Here is a 17607-nt window from a genome sequence, read left to right on the forward strand (position 1 = left end):
CGGCCCCCGCGCGAGCCGCTGGGCTCATATTCGAGACATCGCCTGAAACGTCTCAAGAAAGTTCTTGCCACCGCCTCCGACCGCGTGCAAGGATCGGTGCCAACCCTCGGGAATACGTTTTCCGGGCAATTCGGATCGATCAATCGGCCGAGACGAAGTGGTCTCTTTCGCCTCGGCTCCCCCTTTTGATATCCGCACCGACGCGGGTCTCTCAGTCGTACCCCTTAGCCAGTGATGTCCAAGGAGGAACCGTGGAGCATTCCACCCGTTCTGCACGAAAGTCCCGTCCGTTCCCGCGCCTGCGCGCAGGGTTCGCCGCCGCCACGATCGCCGCCGTGATCGGGGCGACCATGACCGCCGTCCCGGCGGCGGCCGCGCTCGAACCGACCACCGATGGCGCCTGGCGCTTCGACTTCGGCACGGCCACGAGCCCGGTCGCCGAGGGATACGAGCCGGTGCTCGCGACCTCGCTCTACACGGCCGCATCGGGATGGGGAGTGACGGTTCCCGACGGCGTCGCACTGTTCGCCCGTGACCGCACCGGCAACCGCACTCCGGCGGATCCGGTGGCCGAGGACTTCGTCGCGGGGACCTCCTGGGGCTTCCTGCTCGACAGCGTCCCCGCCGGCGAGTACGACGTGACCGTGACCATCGGCGATGCGCTGACGACGGCGTCGAGCACGAACGCGACGCTCACGCTCGAGGGGGTCGCGCAGACGCGACTGCTGTCACCCAAGGGCGGCTCGACCACCGAGACGTTCCGCACGAAGGTCGAAGACGGTCAGCTGACCGTGGGCTTCACGGGGAGCGGTCTCGGGGCCTACGTCAACGGACTCGTCGTCGCCCCGGTGCTCCCTGCGGTGCCCGCCGACCTCGCTGTCGCCAAGGTCGCCTGGAACACGGTCGACCTGACGTGGACGCCCTCCGATGGCGCCACGGCCTACCGCGTGCTGCGAGCCGACGTCGATGGCGACGCTGTCGGCGAGTTCAGCCGGATCGCCGAGATCGAGACGACGACGTTCTCCGACACCGCCGTCGCCGAGGGCGACACCTTCGCCTACGTGGTCGAGGCCGTCAACTCCTATGGGCTCGTGTCCGCCCGCACCGCCGAGGTGCGCAGCGGCGCCGTCCCGGCGCTCGCCGTGCCGGCGACCCCTGAAGGACTCGCGGTCGCGCAGGTGACGAAGGATGCCGTCGCGCTGACCTGGACCGCGACGCCCAACGCCGACGAGTACGCCGTCGAGCGCGCGGGTGCCGACGGACTCTTCTCCCCCGTCGCCACCGTGTCCGCACCTGCATTCACCGACACCGTCGACACGTCCGAGAAGTGGACGTACCGGGTGACGGCGCGCAACGCGGCAGGCACCTCCGATGCATCCGTCGCCGTCGAATCCGCGGTCTACGCGGCGCCCGCTCCCCTGCCCGCCGGCGACCGGATCGTCTTCGACTTCGGCCCCGGCGCCCTCGCCGACGGCGCCGTCGGCGTCACCTCGGCCGTCGGGTTCTCCGACGAATGGGGATACGGCTTCAGCACGGCTCCGGTCTCTGCAGAACCCGATGTCGATCGCGGCGGCGACGACCCGCTGCGCGGAGACCACGTCGCAGCCCAGGGCGGCACCTTCGAGGTGCAGCTCGGTGCAGGCGACTACATCGTCAGCGTCATCGCGGGTGACCGCAGTGCCGCGAGCGAGATCGCGATCACTGCGGAGGGCATCGCCAAGGTGCAGACGACCGCGAAGCCCGCCGGGGAGTACCTCGAGATGGCCTTCCCGATCGCCCTCATCGATGGTCGTCTGACCCTGCAGGTCGGCGGCTCGGCGGCCGCACTCGACGCACTCACCATCACGCGCCAGACGAGCCGCTCGCCCGGAGCGCTGCCGACGGTGTACCTCGCCGGCGACTCGACCGTCCAGACCTACACCGACACGTTCGCACCGCAGGCCGGGTGGGGGCAGATGATCGACCGCTTCTTCGCCGATGACGTCGCGTTCGCGAATCATGCGATCGGCGGACGGTCCTCGAAGAACTTCATCACGCAGGGCCGTCTCGACGAGATCCTCCGCGGGATCCGCCCCGGCGACTATCTGTTCGTGCAGTTCGGCCACAACGACGCGACTCAGGGCGTCGACGATCGCTACGCGTCTCCCGCCGACTACAAGGAGTATCTGCGCAGCTACGTGCAGGGAGCCCGCCAGCGCGGCGCCACCCCCGTGCTCGTCACCCCCGTCTCGCGCCGCAGCTTCGACGCCACGACGGGCGCCGCCAACGTGAGCTTCCCCGAATACGTGGCGAAGATGATCGAGCTCGCGCAGGAGGAGGGAGTCCCGCTCGTCGACCTGTCGGCATCGAGCCGTGCCTACCTCGACGAGATCGGCCCCGAGGCCGCGAAGTCGGTGTTCCTCTGGGTCGATCCGGGCATCTTCCCCGGGCGCCCGTCCGGCACCCAGGACGACACGCATTTCCAGGACTACGGCGCGATCCAGATGGCTCGTCTGATCGCCCAGGACGTCGCCGCCCTCGACGATCCCCTCGCCGCGAAGGTCGTCGACGTCGAGCCGCCGGCCGCGGTGCCGTCCGCGCCCGCGAATCTCGTCGCCGGCTCCATCTCGAATGCCGGCGCCGTGCTGCAGTGGAACGCGTCCTCGGGCGCAGACATCTACCGCATCGAACGCCAGGCCACTGCCGATCCGGAACAGGTCTGGTCGCTGGTGACCACGACCACGCAGACGAGCGCCATCGTGCAGGGCCTCGCCGAGGGCGCGGGATACCGCTACCGGGTGTTCGCGGTGAACGGCCGGGGCGTCTCGGACGCGTCGAACACCGTGAGCTTCTCGACAAAGCAGGCGAAGTGGAAGTTCGACTTCCAGCTCACCGGCGGGGTCGTGATGCCGGGCTACACCGAGGTGAACCCCGACGACGGATACACGCCTGATGCCGGATTCGGCTTCGGGACCCCTTTGGCAGCGAGCGCCGGACGCGACCGCGGGAACGCGGGTGGTGCGAGCGACCTCGAGCGTGACTTCGTCCTCCCCGGTGACTCGAGCGAGTTCCTCCTCGACGTGCCGAACGGCACGTACTCGGTCAAGACCTACTCGGGCGATTGGATCGGCTCCACCCGGACCAACTTCGACATCGAAGGCAAGGCATTCGGAACGGGCAACGCCGGATCCGGATCCGTGAACGCGTCTGTCCGCGGCCCTGTGCTCGTCACCGACGGTCAGCTCACCGTGCGGGTGCACGGTGCCGCCGCAGGAACACGCCTGAACGGCATCGAGGTGACTCCGATCCTGCTCGGCCCGGCCGGCCTCGAGGTGACGGACGTGGACGCGGATCCTGCTGCGCCGACCGTCTCCCTCGCCTGGAGCGCCGAGCCGGGGATGACCTGGAAGGTGTACCGCACCTCGGCCTTCGAGAAGTCGTCGACCCTGGTCGGCGAGACGGCGACGGCCTCGTTCGTCGATGCCGGCGCCCGCCTGGGGCTCGATTACGCCTATCACGTCACCGCGGTCGACCAGACCGGACTCGAGTCGGTGCCCTCGGCATCCGTCGACGTGTCCTTGGTGGATCCGGCGGTCGACGCTCCCTCGGCACCCACCGCTCTGGCAGTCGACCGGCTCGAGAAGCGCGAGGTGGAGATCTCGTGGGCGCAGCCGAGCACCGCCGTGTACACGATGGTCTTCCGGTCCGAGATCGAGGGTGAGCGCGGTGAACTCGCCGGCTTCGCCAGCTCGAACCGCTTCGTCGACACCGCCGTGCTGACCACGATCCCGTACCACTACACCGCTGTCGCGGTGAATGCCGGTGGTGCGGGGCCCGACTCCGCGCAGCTGAGCACGGAGGCGGCCACCGTGCTGCAGCGGCAGGCCGAGTACCTCGACCGTGCGCCCGCAGCAGTGCAGACGGACGACGGAGTCCTGGTCAGCTGGCGCATGCTCGGCACCGACCCGGATGCGATCGCCTTCCACGTCTACCGTGACGGCACCCGCATCACGGACGAGCCGATCACCGACTCGACCAACCTCCTCGATGCCGACGGTGCGGGCGACTCGACGTACTTCGTCACCAGCCTCCTCGATGATCGCGAGTTCACGGTGACCGACGAGTTCGGAGTGCAGGACGGCGACCACCTCTCGATCCCTCTCGACAAGCCTGCCGACGCGTACACGAAGGACGGCCAGCCGTACTCCTACCGCGCCAACGATGCGAGCGTCGGAGATCTCGACGGCGACGGGCAGTACGAGATCCTCGTCAAGTGGGACCCCTCGAACTCGAAGGACAACTCGCAGTCGGGTTACACGGGCAACGTGTACCTCGACGCCTACCGCCTCGACGGCACGCGCCTGTGGCGCATCGATCTGGGGGTGAACATCCGGGCGGGCGCGCACTACACGCAGTTCCAGGTGTTCGACTACGACGGCGACGGCCGCGCCGAGGTGGTCATGAAGACCGCTGACGGCACGATCGACGGCGTGGGTCAGCCCATCGGCAACGCCAGCGCCGACCACCGCAACAGCACGGGGTACGTGCTGACCGGCCCCGAGTACCTCAGCGTCTTCACCGGACTGACGGGGGCTGCGGTCGACACCGTGGACTACGTGCCGGCCCGAGGCGATGTCGGCTCGTGGGGCGACACCTACGGCAACCGGGTCGACCGGTTCCTGGCGGCGACCGCCTACCTCGACGGCGAGCACCCCAGTGCGATCTTCAGTCGCGGGTACTACACCCGGGCCGTGATGGCGGCGTACGACTTCGACGGCACCACGCTCACTCAGCGCTGGGTGCTCGACTCGAACGACCCGGGCAACGAGGGCTTCTACGGAATGGGCAACCACAACCTGTCGGTCGCCGACGTCGACGGCGACCAGAAGGACGAGATCGTCTACGGATCGGCCACGGTCGACGACGACGGCACACTCCTGTACTCGACCGGCCTCGGCCACGGCGACGCGATCCACGTCTCGGACCTCGTGCCCTCGAACCCCGGACTCGAGGTGTTCGCCGCACACGAGGAGATGAACGCCTCGGGCAACGTCGGTGCGACGATGCGCGACGCGCGCACGGGTGAGGTCCTGTGGTCCATTCCCGCGGCCAAGGACACCGGTCGTGCCGCCTCCGCCGACATCGACCCCCGATACGAAGGCGCCGAAGGCTGGGCGATCGGCGGTGATGCGGCGTGGAACTCCCCCGTCGGGCAGCTGCGCTCATCGACCGGTGAGCTCATCGGTGAAAGCATCCCTGCGGCGAACTTCCTCGCCTGGTTCGACGGAGACCCGCTGCGGGAGATCGTCGACCACGACTGGAACGCCGACACGTCCACGGGCGTGCCGACCGTGTCGAAGTGGAACTGGGAGACAGAGTCCAGCGACGTGATCCTGAAGGCTGCGGGCGCTCTCTCCAACAACAGCACCAAGGGCACGCCGAACCTGCAGGCGGACCTCTTCGGCGACTGGCGCGAGGAGATCGCCTGGCGCTCCGACGACTCGACCGAGTTGCGGATCTACTCGACCACCGACGAGACGGATCTGCGTCTGCGGACCCTGATGCACGATCCCGTGTATCGACTCTCGGTCGCGTGGCAGAACACCGGATACAACCAGCCGCCGCAGACGAGCTTCTTCCTCGGTGACGACATGGAGCAGCCGCCGGCTCCGCGCATCGCGGTCACCGGCGACCCGTCGGGGGCAGTCGACAAGACGGCTCCCGTGGTGTCGGGGATGCCTGCGGACGGCACCCTGTTCGCCAGCACGTCCACCTTCACCGTGGATGTGACGGCCGCCGATCCCGAGTCGGGGGTGCGGACACTCGACGTCACCTTCGACGGAGAACCCGTCGCACCCGGCCAGACGATCGACCTGGCCGACCTCGTCGGACCCCACACGGTCACGGCGAACGCGGTCAACCACGACGGCCTGGTCACTCGTGCGGAGGCTCAGATCCTGGTCTACGACGACGAGCGTCCGACGGCGAAACCCGCCCGCGGCACGCTGTCGACGGACTCGGGCTGGGACACCGGTCTGCACGACGGCGAGTTCACGGTGTCGATGAACCTCTGGCACGGCGTGAACGGCGCGGTGTTCCGGCTCTACGAGAACGGGACGCTCATCGCGACGAAGCTCCTCGATGCCGACTCCCCCAAGGCCCAGCTCACCACGGTCGCCGTGAGCGGCCGCACCGACGGCACGTACGTGTACACGGGTGAGCTGACCAATGCCAAGGGCACGACCTCGACGACATCCGTCACGGTCAAGGTCAAGGATGCCGCCCCCGGGGTGCCCGTCGTCAGCCACGACAACTGGGATCGCGACGGGAGCTACACGGTGACCACCGACCTCTGGTGGGGCACCAACGGCATCGAGTACCGGCTCTACGAGAACGGGGTCCTGATCGACACCCAGGCCCTGGTGGCCGCCTCCCCCTCGGCGCAGCGCGCGCAGACGGCGATCACCGGTCGCGCACCCGGCACGTACGCCTACGTGGCCGAGTTCTCGAACACTGCGGGCGCGACCGCGTCGAGGAGCGTGACCGTGACGGTGAGGTGATTCGGCGATCCATCCGAGACATGGCCGGTCGCTTGACAGAGCGATCGGCCATGCTAGTGTTGAGACATTGAATGAAACGATTCAAAACCCCTCGATGAAGAGAGATCCATCATGACCCGCGTCGCGTTCCAGTTGCAGGTGCGTCCTGAACTGCTCGACGAATACCTCGCCCGTCACTCGCCCGTGTGGCCCGAGATGCTGGCTGAGATCGCGGCCGCCGGCCGCCGCAACTATTCACTGTTCCTCGCAGACGGCGGCCGACTGACCGGCTACTACGAGGTCGACGACGACGACGCGGCGCAGGCCTACCTCGCCGCCTCCCCCGTCGCCGCCCGCTGGGAGGCCGAGATGGGCCGCTTCTTCATCGGGCTCGACGGTCGCCCAGACCAGGCGGCCGCCACGCTCACCGAGGTCTTCAACCTCGAAGATCAGCTCGCCGACGCCGGCGGCTCCGCAGCATCCGACATCGATCACAACGACACCGACAACCGCAACGACACCGAAGGCAGCGCCTCATGAGCATCCTCTCGTCCGACAACCTCGCAGCTCTCGAGCAGCAGGGCATCGAGCTCCCCAGCTGGGCGTTCGGCAACTCCGGCACCCGCTTCAAGGTGTTCGGCACGCCGGGCACCCCGCGCGACCCGTGGGAGAAGATCGCGGATGCCGCGCAGGTCAACAAGTACACCGCGCTCGCTCCCTCGGTCGCTCTGCACATCCCGTGGGACCTCGTCGACTCGTTCTCCGATCTGCGCAAGCACGCCGAAGACCTCGGCGTGACCCTCGGCACGGTCAACTCCAACACGTTCCAGGACGACGACTACAAGTTCGGCGCCCTGACCCACGAAGACCCCACGATCCGCCAGAAGGCGATCGACCACCACCTCGCCTGCATCGACGTGATGGATGCCACGGGCAGCCGCGACCTGAAGATCTGGCTCGCAGAGGGGTCGAACTACCCGGGCCAGGCCGACCTGCGCGGCCGCCAGGACCGCCTGCAGGAGTCGCTGCAGCAGATCTACGCCCGCCTCGGCGATGACCAGCGCCTGGTGCTGGAGTACAAGTTCTTCGAGCCGGCGTTCTATCACACCGATGTTCCCGACTGGGGTACGTCGTACGCTCAGGTCTCGTCTCTCGGCGACAAGGCGATGGTGTGCCTCGACACGGGCCACCACGCTCCCGGCACCAACATCGAGTTCATCGTCATGCAGCTGCTGCGCCTCGGCAAGCTCGGCTCGTTCGACTTCAACTCGCGCTTCTACGCCGACGACGACCTGATCGTCGGCGCGGCCGACCCGTTCCAGCTGTTCCGCATCCTGTTCGAGGTCGTCCGCGGCGGCGGGCTCAACAACCCCGATGTGGCGTTCATGCTCGACCAGTGCCACAACGTCGAGGACAAGATCCCCGGCCAGATCCGCTCGGTGCTCAACGTGCAGGAGATGACGGCGCGTGCGCTCATCGTCGATCGCGACGCCCTGGCCACGGCACAGAAGTCCGGCGACGTTCTCGCCGCGAACGCCGTCTTCATGGACGCCTTCTACACCGACGTGCGCCCGGCCCTCGCCGAGTGGCGCGAGTCGCGCGGACTCGCCGCCGACCCGATGGCGGCCTACGCCGAGTCGGGCTACCAGCAGAAGATCGCCGCCGAGCGCGTCGGCGGCGTGCAGGCCGGCTGGGGCGCGTGACCCTCGACCGCTGACACCATGAGACCCGTCGGGATGCGGGAGCCGATCCCCGCATCCCGACGCCCCACCGACAGAAGGACGGATGCTGTGAGCGACCAGGTGCTCGACGGACCACACGGACCGCTGCGCGTGCGCGTGTACGAGCCGGAGAAACCTGCAGGACCCGGACTCGTCTGGGCGCACGGCGGAGGGTTCGCCGCCGGCGAGCTGGAGATGCCCGAGGCCGACTGGGTGGCGCGGAGCTTCGCCGACCGGGGCATCGTCGTGGTCTCGGTGGACTATGCGCTCGCCCCGTTCCCGCGCACCTGGGCTGCGGCAGCCGGTGCCCCGGAACGTGCCGGCGTGCACTATCCGGTCGCGTCCGACGAGCTCGAGGCCGCGTTCCGCTGGGCCGTCGACTCCGGTCTCGCACGTGGCCCGTGGTCGATCGGCGGAGCGAGCGCCGGCGGCAACCTGGCAACCGGCGCAGCTCTGCGTCTGAGCCATGGCGCAGGCCCCGTCCCCGCCCTCGCAGTTCTCGCCTACCCGACTCTGCACGCGGTTCAGAGCGCACCGGATGCCGCCCTCCGCGCCGCACTCGACGCGGATCCGGAAGCCGACCTGTTCGGGCCCGACCCCGTGCGCGTCATGTACGAGAACTACCTCGGCGGCTCCCTCGCGGACCACGATGTCTATGCGGTGCCCGGCACTGCGTCGGTCGACGACCTCTCACGCTTCCCCGCCACGATCATGATCAACGACGAGGTCGACGAACTGCGAGTCTCCGGAGAGGCCTTCGGCGCCTCGCTGCGATCCGCCGGAGTCGACCTCGACATCTCGACCGAGCCTGGCACCCGCCACGGCCACCTCAACCGTCCGGAACACGCGGCGGCGACAGCATCCATCGACCGCTTCGCCGCACGCATCCTCGCCACTTCTCCCGAGAACAAGGAACAGCCATGACCAACCCCACCGCCGCCGCCCTCATCGAGCGGTCGAACCGCCTGGGCGCCGACCCCAAGAACACCAACTACGCCGGCGGCAACACGTCGGCGAAGGGCACCGAGACCGACCCCGTCACGGGGCAGCCCGTCGAGCTGATGTGGGTCAAGGGCTCGGGCGGCGACCTGGGGACGCTGAAGGAGCAGGGACTCGCCGTGCTGCGCCTCGACCGCATGCGCGCGCTCGTCGACGTCTACCCGGGTCTCGACCGCGAAGACGAGATGGTCGCCGCGTTCGATTACTGCCTGCACGGCAAGGGCGGCGCCGCCCCGTCGATCGACACCGCGATGCACGGCCTCGTCGACGCCGCACACGTCGACCACCTGCACCCCGACTCGGGCATCGCGATCGCGACCGCGGCGGACGGCGAAGCGCTGACCGCGAAGATCTTCGGCGACAAGGTCGTGTGGGTGCCCTGGCGCCGTCCCGGCTTCCAGCTCGGACTCGACATCGCCTCGATCAAGGCACAGAACCCGCAGGCGATCGGCACGATCCTCGGTGGCCACGGCATCACCGCTTGGGGCGACACGTCGGAGGAGGCCGAAGCCCACTCGCTGTGGATCATCGACACCGCAGCTGCCTACATCGAGGCGAACGGCAAGGCCGACCCGTTCGGCGGAGTCCGCTCGGGCTTCGAGGCACTGCCCGAGGGTGAGCGCCGCGAGCGCGCTGCCGCCCTCGCCGGCACCATCCGCGGCATCGCCTCGACCGACAAGCCGATGGTCGGTCACTTCACCGACTCCGACGTCGTGCTCGACTTCCTGGCGTCTGACCGCGCCCCCGAGCTCGCAGCTCTCGGCACGAGCTGCCCCGATCACTTCCTGCGCACCAAGGTCAAGCCGCTGATCCTCGACCTGCCCGTCACGGCATCGGCCGACGAGCAGATCGCCCGCCTGCACGAGCTGCACACCGAGTACCGCGCCGACTACCAGGCCTACTACGACGCGCACGCGACGAGCGAGTCGCCCGCGATCCGCGGCGCCGACCCCCTGATCGTGCTCGTCCCCGGAATCGGGATGTTCTCGTACGGCGCGAACAAGCAGACAGCCCGCGTCGCCGGCGAGTTCTACGTCAACGCGATCAACGTGATGCGCGGCGCCGAGTCGCTGTCGACGTACTCCCCCATCTCGGACGCCGAGAAGTTCAACATCGAGTACTGGGCGCTTGAAGAGGCCAAGCTGCAGCGCATGCCGAAGCCGAAGTCGCACCAGGGCCGCATCGCCTTCGTGACCGGAGCCGCCAGCGGCATCGGCAAGGCCATCGCCACCCGTCTCGCGGCCGAGGGCGCCTGCGTCGTCATCGCCGACCTCGACCTCGAGAAGGCCCAGGCCGCCGCGGCCGAGCTCGGGAACACCGACGTCGCGATCGGCGTCGCTGCGAACGTCGCCGACGCGGATGCCATCCAGGCCGCTCTGAACGACGCCGTGCTCGCTTTCGGTGGCGTCGACCTCGTGGTCAACAACGCCGGCCTCTCGCTGTCGAAGCCGCTGCTCGAGACGACCGAGAAGGACTGGGACCTGCAGCACGACGTCATGGCCAAGGGCTCGTTCCTCGTGTCGAAGGCCGCAGCACGCGTGCTGATCGATCAGAAGCTCGGCGGCGACATCATCTACATCTCGTCGAAGAACTCGGTCTTCGCCGGACCGAACAACATCGCCTACTCGGCGACGAAGGCCGACCAGGCGCACCAGGTGCGACTGCTCGCCGTCGAGCTCGGCGAGTTCGGCATCCGCGTCAACGGCATCAACCCCGACGGCGTCGTGCGCGGCTCGGGCATCTTCGCCTCGGGCTGGGGCGCGAACCGCGCAGCCACCTACGGCGTCGCCGAAGAGGACCTCGGTCAGTTCTACGCCAACCGCACGATCCTCAAGCGCGAGGTCGTTCCCGAGAACGTGGCGGATGCCGTGTACGTGCTCACCGGTCCCGAGCTCAGCCGCACCACGGGCCTGCACATCCCGGTCGACTCCGGCGTCGCCGCGGCGTTCCTGCGATGACGGTGCGGTCCGTCGCCGCCGTCGACCTCGGGGCGACCAGCGGTCGCGTCATGATCGGTCGGATCGGCGACGGCCGGCTCGATCTCGAACTCGTCTCGCGGTTCCCGAACGGGCCCGTCGAGCGCGAGGACGGCCTGCACTGGGACTTCGGCGCTCTGTACGAGCACGTCGTCTCAGGGCTCGCCGAGGCCGTGCGCCGCGAGCCCGGCATCGAGAGCATCGGGATCGACTCGTGGGCCGTCGACTACGGCCTGTTGAAAGACGGCGCGCTTCTCGCCGAGCCTTTCCACTATCGCGACGAGCGCACCGCGCGGGGCGTCGCCGAGGTGCACGCCGAGGCGCCCTCCGCCGAGCTGTACCAGCGGAACGGACTGCAGTTCCTGCCGTTCAACACGCTGTACCAGTACCGCGTCGACGCCCGCCTCGCCGATGCCGACACCGCGCTGCTGATCCCCGACCTCATCGCGTTCCTGCTCACCGGAACAGCTGTGGCCGAGCGGACCAACGCCTCGACGACGGGTCTCTTGGGCGTCGAGACGGGCGAGTGGGACGCGGAGCTGGCCGAACGCCTCGGCATCCCGTCGAGCATCCTGCCGATGCTCGTCGACCCTGGCGAGACGATCGGCACTCTGCGACCCGAGCTCTCTGAGCGCATCGGCACGCAGCTGCCCGTGATCGCGGTCGGCTCGCACGACACCGCATCCGCTGTCGTCGCCGCACCTCTGTCGACGCCGCACTCGGCCTACATCTCGTGCGGCACGTGGGGTCTGGTCGGCGTCGAGCTGGCCGAGCCGGTGCTGACGGATGCTGCACGCGAGGCGAACTTCACGCACGAGCTCGGCGTCGACCGGCGCTACCGCTTCCTGCACAACGTGACGGGGCTCTGGCTGCTGAGCGAGACCGTGCGCGTGTGGGAGGCGCAGGACGGATCGTCGATCGACCTGCCCGCGCTGCTCGCTGCGGCATCCGCGGTCACGGGCGATGTGCCGCTGTTCGACGCGAACGACTCCTCGCTCAGCGCCCCGGGAGACATGCCCGCGCGCATCGCGGCGCTTCTCGGCTCAGAGGCGCCCTCGACGCGACCCGCCTTCGCCCGCTCGATCGTCGAGTCGATCGCCACGGCATTCGCGGATGCGGTGCAGGCGGCATCCGATCTGTCGGGACGCGAGCTCGACGGCATCCATCTGGTGGGTGGCGGTTCGTTGAACCGCCTGCTGTGCCAGGCGACGGCCGATCGCACCGGTCTTCCGGTGCTGGCCGGCCCTGTCGAGGCGACGGCACTCGGCAACGTGCTCGTGCAGGCGCGCGCCCTCGGTGCCGCCCCGGCCTCTCTCGAGGAGCTGCGCTCGCTGGTCGCCGCCACGCACGAACCGGAGCGCTTCGACCCACGCTGATCCGCTCACACCCGTCGCAGCCGCACATTCGGCTGCCCGGATCACGGATGGATGCCGAGAACACCTTTTCTCAGCATCCATCCGTTTTTTCGGCATGCATCTGTACCCGTCGACGCAGGGGCGGGTGCAAAATCCCGGTGTGGGATGCCGGTGCGGGATCCCCGTTCGGATGCGGATGCCGGCCGCGTCGGGCGCCGAAGAAGGAACGATCCCGACACACGAAAGGGGCGCCGGAGCCGAAGCCCCGACGCCCCCACGAACCCGACTCAGAAGTCGAAGTCGCCGATGTTGTCTGCGTTGAACTCGAACGGGTCGCCCAGAAGCACGACGCCGTCAGCGCCGACCGTGTACTCGCCGAGCTCGCCCGCGTCGAAGGTGTCGCCCTCCTCGCCGGTGATGTCGCCCTCGATCAGCGCCTTCGAGGCGAAGGCCGCCAGGTAGCCGAGGTCGGCCGGGTTCCACAGCGCGAACGCGGTGACGGTGCCGTCCTCGACGTACTCGCGCATCTGGTTCGGGGTGCCGAGACCGGTGATCGCGACCTTGCCCTTGTAGTCCGAGGTCGAGACGTAGCGAGCGGCAGCAGCGATGCCGACCGTGGTGGGCGAGATGATGCCCTTCAGGTTCGGGTGGCTCTGCAGCAGGGCCGCGGTCTTGTCGAACGAGGTCTGGTCGTCGTCGTCGCCGTAGACGGTCTCGACGATCGTGATGTCGGGGTACTCGCTGGCGACGTACTCCTTCATCAGGTCGATCCAGGCGTTCTGGTTGGTCGCGTTGGCGGATGCCGACAGGATCGCGACCTCGCCCGCTCCACCGATCTGGTCGGCGATCAGGTCGACCTGCACCTTGGCGATGCCCTCGGAGTCGGCCTGGTTGATGAACAGGTCGCGGCACTCGGGGTTCGTGTCGGAGTCGAAGGTGACGACCTTGACGCCCGCGTCACGCGCCTCGTTCAGTGCGTCGCAGATCGCCTTCGGGTCGTTGGCCGAGACGACCAGCGCGCCGACGGCCTGCTGCGTCGCGGTGTTGATGTAGCTGACCTGGGCGTCGGGGGTGGCCTCAGCCGGGCCGACCTCGGCGAACGTGCCGCCGAACTCGTCGACGGCGGTCTTGCCGCCCTCGCTCGAGGTGTCGAAGTACGGGTTGCCGAGGTTCTTGGGCAGGAACGTGATCGAGAGGTTGTCGGATCCTCCGCCCTCCGAGCCCGATCCGCCGGAGCCGCCGCTGGTGTCGGCGCAGCCGGTCAGCACGAGCGCTGCGGCCACGGCGACCGCCGCGAACCCCGCGATCTTCTTACGTGCAAACGTCATTGTTCTTCCTTTCGTGATGATCACCGCAGGCGGGTGCCGGCGATGAGAGGCTGCCTCATGGTGCGGGGGAGGCTGCTACGCGCAGTGGCGGACCGGCCTTCGCACGGACGCGCTGCGCCCAGGCGAGGACGCTGGCTGCGACGACCGAGAAGATCAGCAGTCCACCGGTGATGATGTTGATGACGTCGGAGGTGACGCCGGCGAGACGCAGGCTGCTGCCGAGCACCCCGATGAGGAGCACGGCGGCGACGACGCCGTGCAGGTGCCCGCGTCCGCCGAAGACCGAGACGCCGCCGAGCACCACCGCCGCGATGACCTGCAGCTCGAGCCCCGTCGCGTTGTCACCTCGTGCGCTGCCGAACCGCAGCGTGTAGAAGATTCCGGCGAAGGCGGCGACGACGCCCGAGAGCACGAACAGGATGAACTTCGTGCGCTCGACGTTGACGCCCGAGAAACGCGCGGCGTCCTTCGAGAGGCCGATCGCGAAGACACCACGACCGAACGGCGTGAAGTGCAGCAGCACGACGAACAGCACGAGCAGGATCAGGAACGGGATCACGATGTACGGGATCGTCGTTCCGGCGATCTTCGCCTTCGCGAGAGCGGTCCAGGCCTCGGGGAAGTCGGTCACGGCCGTGGTTCCGAGAAGGCCGACCGCGAGGCCGCGGAAGAGAGCCAGGGTGCCGATGGTGACGGCGAGCGAGGGCAGACCGACGATCGTCACGAGGAAGCCGTTGAACGCACCGCCCACCACTCCGACCAGCAGAGCGGCGAGAGCCGCGACCTCGAACGGCGCACCGGATTCGGTGAGCACACCCGTGACGACGCTGGCGAGCCCGACCATGGATCCGACCGAGAGGTCGATCTCGCCGGTGATCATCACGAGTGTCATCGGCAGGGCGATGAGCAGGATCGGTGCGACGTCGAGCAGCAGGTAGTTCGCGGTGATCGGCTGCGCGAACCCGCGGATCGAGATGGCCGCGACGATCGTCACGAGCACGAGCAGCGCGATGATCGCGAACTCGCGGTTGATGAAGATGCGCCGCCAGAGCGGACGGTCGTAGTCGCGGATGACGCGCGTCGACGTGGTCGTCGTTGTCGTGGTCATGATTCGTCCCTCGCCTCGATGAGCTGGCGTCTCTGTCTGACCGCGAGCACCCGGTCGAGCACGATGGCCCCGATGATCAGCACACCCACCACGGCGCGCTGCCAGAAGTCGGGGATGCCGAGGATGGGCAGCGCACGGTTGATGGTCATCAGGAGCATCGCGCCGATGGCCGCTCCCCAGACCGTGCCGACACCGCCGGTGATCGCGATGCCGCCGATGACGGCTGCACCGACCGCATCCAGCTCCCAGCCGCTGCCGGCCTGCGAGCTGATGGATCCGTAGCGAGCGGCATAGAAGACACCGGCGAGACCCGCGAGTGCGCCCGAGAGGATGAACGCCGAGAGCACGCGGCGAGTGACCTTGAGACCGTAGAGCTCTGCAGCCGACGGGTCGGAGCCGATCGCGTAGTACTCGCGGCCGCCGCGGGTGTTGCGCAGGTACCAGGCGGCCATCGCGAGCACGATCACGGCGATGATCGACAGCACCGGGATGAACAGGATCTGCTGGGTGCCGAGAGCGAGGAAGTCCTTGGGCATGTCGGAGGCGTTGATGCGATCGCTGCCCGTCCACAGCACGTTTATGCCTCGATAGGCATACAGCGTGCCGAGCGTGATCACCATCGCCGGCACCTTCGCGAATGCGACCAGGGCGCCGTTCACGAGACCGAGGAAGGCTCCGAGCAGCACGGCCGCGATCACAACGATGACGATCGGGATTCCCGGGACGTCGACGAACAGGCGTCCGGTGAGGTAGGCCGTGAGCCCCATGACCGAGCCGACCGAGAGGTCGACGTTGCGCGTGATGATCACGATCGCCTGGCCGACCGCGACGAGCATGAGGATCGACGGCGTCAGCAGCAGGTCGCGCCAGCCGTCGGAGCTGAACAGGAAGTTCGGGTTCTTGACGGTGGCGGCGATCACGACGAGCACGAGAGCTGCGAGGATGCCGAACTCACGCGCGCGACCGATGCCGCCCGGCTTCTTCGAGATCGCCGGAGCGGCGGCCGCCGGCGCGGTGGTGAGGCTCATGAGTGCAGCTCCGATGAGTGAGTGGCGGCGAACATGACGTTCTCGCTGGTGGCGTCGTCGCGGGAGATCTCGGCGGTGATGCGGCCTTCGCGCATGACCAGCACCCGGTCGGCCATGCCGAGGACCTCCGGGAGCTCGGACGAGATCATGAGGATCCCCAGCCCTTCGCCCGCGAGCTGCGAGAGCAGTCGGTGCACCTCGGACTTCGTGCCGACGTCGATGCCTCGCGTCGGCTCGTCGATGATCAGGACCCGCGGGTCGGTGGCCAGCCACTTGGCCAGCACGACCTTCTGCTGGTTTCCTCCGGACAGCGTGGCTGCCACGGTGTCGAGCGCGTGGGTCTTGACCTCGAGACGGGACGCCCACTCCTTGGCGGCGCGGTTCTCGATCCCGCTGGTGATCAGGCCCCACTTCGACAGACGCCGACGGATCGCGAGGGTGATGTTGCCCCCGACGCCCGCATCGATCACGAGCCCCTGCTTGCGGCGGTCCTCCGGCACGAGCGCGAGGCCGCTGCGCATCGCGGCGGTGGGATTGCGGCGTGCGACGGCCGAGCCCAGCATCCGCACCTCGCCCCCGCTGTACGGGTCGACGCCGAAGATCGCGCGGGCGACCTCGGAGCGGCCTGCTCCGACGAGGCCGGCCAGGGCGACGATCTCGCCCGCTCGCACGGTGAACGAGATGTCGTGGAAGACGCCGGGACGGTTGAGGCCTGTGACCTCGAGCAGCGGCTCACCGATCACTGCGTCCTGCTTCGGGAAGAGCTCGGTGACGTCGCGGCCGACCATCTGCCTGACCAGGTCGTCGACCGTGGTCTGGGCGATCGGGGTCGTGTCGATGTAGGCGCCGTCGCGCATGACGGTGACCGTGTCGCACAGATCGAAGACCTCGTCGAAGCGGTGCGAGATGAACAGGATCGCTCGCCCCTCGTCGCGGAGGCTCCTGGCGACGGCGAACAGGCGGTCGACCTCGACGCCGCTGAGGGCGGCGGTCGGCTCGTCCATGATCAGCACGCTCGCATCGAGCGAGATCGCCTTCGCGATCTCGATGATCTGCTGGTCGGCGATCGACAGTCCCTCGGTGATCCGATCGGGGTCGAGCGTCACGCCCAGGCGACGGAAGATCTGGTCGACCTCGGTGCGCATCGCCTTGCGGTCGATGCGGCCGAGGAAGCCGGTGGGCTGGCGCCCCATGAAGATGTTCTCGGTGACCGAGAGGTCGGGGAACAGCGTCGGCTCCTGGTAGATCACCGCGATGCCCGCGGCCTTCGACTGAGCGGTGCTGGTGAAGTCGACCTCTTCGCCGTGCAGGCGGAAGTCACCGGAGTCGCGGCGGTAGAGACCGGCCATGATCTTCACGAGCGTCGACTTGCCTGCGCCGTTCTCGCCGATGAGGGCGTGGATGGAACCGGGGCGGAGCGTCAGGCTGCCGGAGCGGAGCGCGACGACGGGGCCGAAGGACTTCACGACCCGATGCAGCTCGAGCGCGGTGGGGGGAGCGCTGCGGGCGGAGGCTGCGTCTACCACTGGCTTTCCTCTCCGTTGAGGGGGATGATGATCGGAATGAACTTTACC

General features: G+C 68.4%; 10 protein-coding genes. 6 read left to right on the forward strand and 4 right to left on the reverse strand.

The features are described 5' to 3' along the window. Nucleotides 1-251: 251 nt before the first annotated feature. The 6 genes from ASF80_RS19545 to ASF80_RS08520 all read left to right on the forward strand — a co-directional run bounded on the left by ASF80_RS19545 (nt 252) and on the right by ASF80_RS08520 (nt 12590). On the forward strand, nt 252-6539 hold the full coding sequence (locus ASF80_RS19545) for a fibronectin type III domain-containing protein (protein WP_056309825.1): 6288 nt from the start codon (nt 252-254) through the stop codon (nt 6537-6539). Nucleotides 6540-6650: 111 nt separating this feature from the next. Then, nucleotides 6651-7058 (forward strand): L-rhamnose mutarotase, encoded by a 408-nt coding sequence (locus tag ASF80_RS08500; protein ID WP_056309828.1) that lies wholly within the window; start codon nt 6651-6653, stop codon nt 7056-7058. After that, the gene (gene rhaI / locus ASF80_RS08505; RefSeq protein WP_056309831.1) at nt 7055-8221 is read left to right on the forward strand and encodes an L-rhamnose isomerase; all 1167 of its coding nucleotides are present in this window, start codon (nt 7055-7057) and stop codon (nt 8219-8221) included. Before ASF80_RS08500 ends, rhaI begins: the two co-directional genes overlap by 4 nt. An 87-nt stretch (nt 8222-8308) precedes the next feature. Then, entirely contained in the window at nt 8309-9163 is an 855-nt protein-coding gene (locus ASF80_RS08510) for an alpha/beta hydrolase (protein ID WP_056309833.1), read from the forward strand. Further along, on the forward strand, nt 9160-11196 hold the full coding sequence (locus ASF80_RS08515) for a bifunctional rhamnulose-1-phosphate aldolase/short-chain dehydrogenase (RefSeq protein ID WP_056309834.1): 2037 nt from the start codon (nt 9160-9162) through the stop codon (nt 11194-11196). The genes ASF80_RS08510 and ASF80_RS08515 overlap by 4 nt, the downstream gene beginning before the upstream one ends. After that, a complete protein-coding gene (locus ASF80_RS08520) occupies nt 11193-12590 on the forward strand; it encodes a rhamnulokinase (RefSeq protein WP_056309836.1) in 1398 nt (465 codons plus the stop codon). The genes ASF80_RS08515 and ASF80_RS08520 overlap by 4 nt, the downstream gene beginning before the upstream one ends. Before the next feature lie 266 nt (nt 12591-12856). On the opposite strand, the gene rhaS is transcribed toward ASF80_RS08520, so the two are convergent. From rhaS to ASF80_RS08540, 4 genes are read right to left on the reverse strand one after another with little or no spacing between them, the layout of a single operon-like run. After that, nucleotides 12857-13897 (reverse strand): rhamnose ABC transporter substrate-binding protein, encoded by a 1041-nt coding sequence (rhaS, locus tag ASF80_RS08525; RefSeq protein ID WP_056309838.1) that lies wholly within the window; start codon nt 13895-13897, stop codon nt 12857-12859. 55 nt (nt 13898-13952) lie between these two features. After that, complete coding sequence (locus ASF80_RS08530) at nt 13953-15005, reverse strand: ABC transporter permease (RefSeq protein ID WP_056309840.1); 1053 nt, start codon at nt 15003-15005, stop codon at nt 13953-13955. Then, the gene (locus ASF80_RS08535; protein ID WP_056309842.1) at nt 15002-16033 is read right to left on the reverse strand and encodes an ABC transporter permease; all 1032 of its coding nucleotides are present in this window, start codon (nt 16031-16033) and stop codon (nt 15002-15004) included. The genes ASF80_RS08530 and ASF80_RS08535 overlap by 4 nt, the downstream gene beginning before the upstream one ends. Continuing rightward, the gene (locus ASF80_RS08540; RefSeq protein WP_056309845.1) at nt 16030-17559 is read right to left on the reverse strand and encodes a sugar ABC transporter ATP-binding protein; all 1530 of its coding nucleotides are present in this window, start codon (nt 17557-17559) and stop codon (nt 16030-16032) included. The genes ASF80_RS08535 and ASF80_RS08540 overlap by 4 nt, the downstream gene beginning before the upstream one ends. Nucleotides 17560-17607: the final 48 nt, after the last annotated feature.

Origin of the sequence: Microbacterium sp. Leaf159, assembly GCF_001423615.1 — a bacterium.
Lineage (GTDB): Bacteria > Actinomycetota > Actinomycetes > Actinomycetales > Microbacteriaceae > Microbacterium.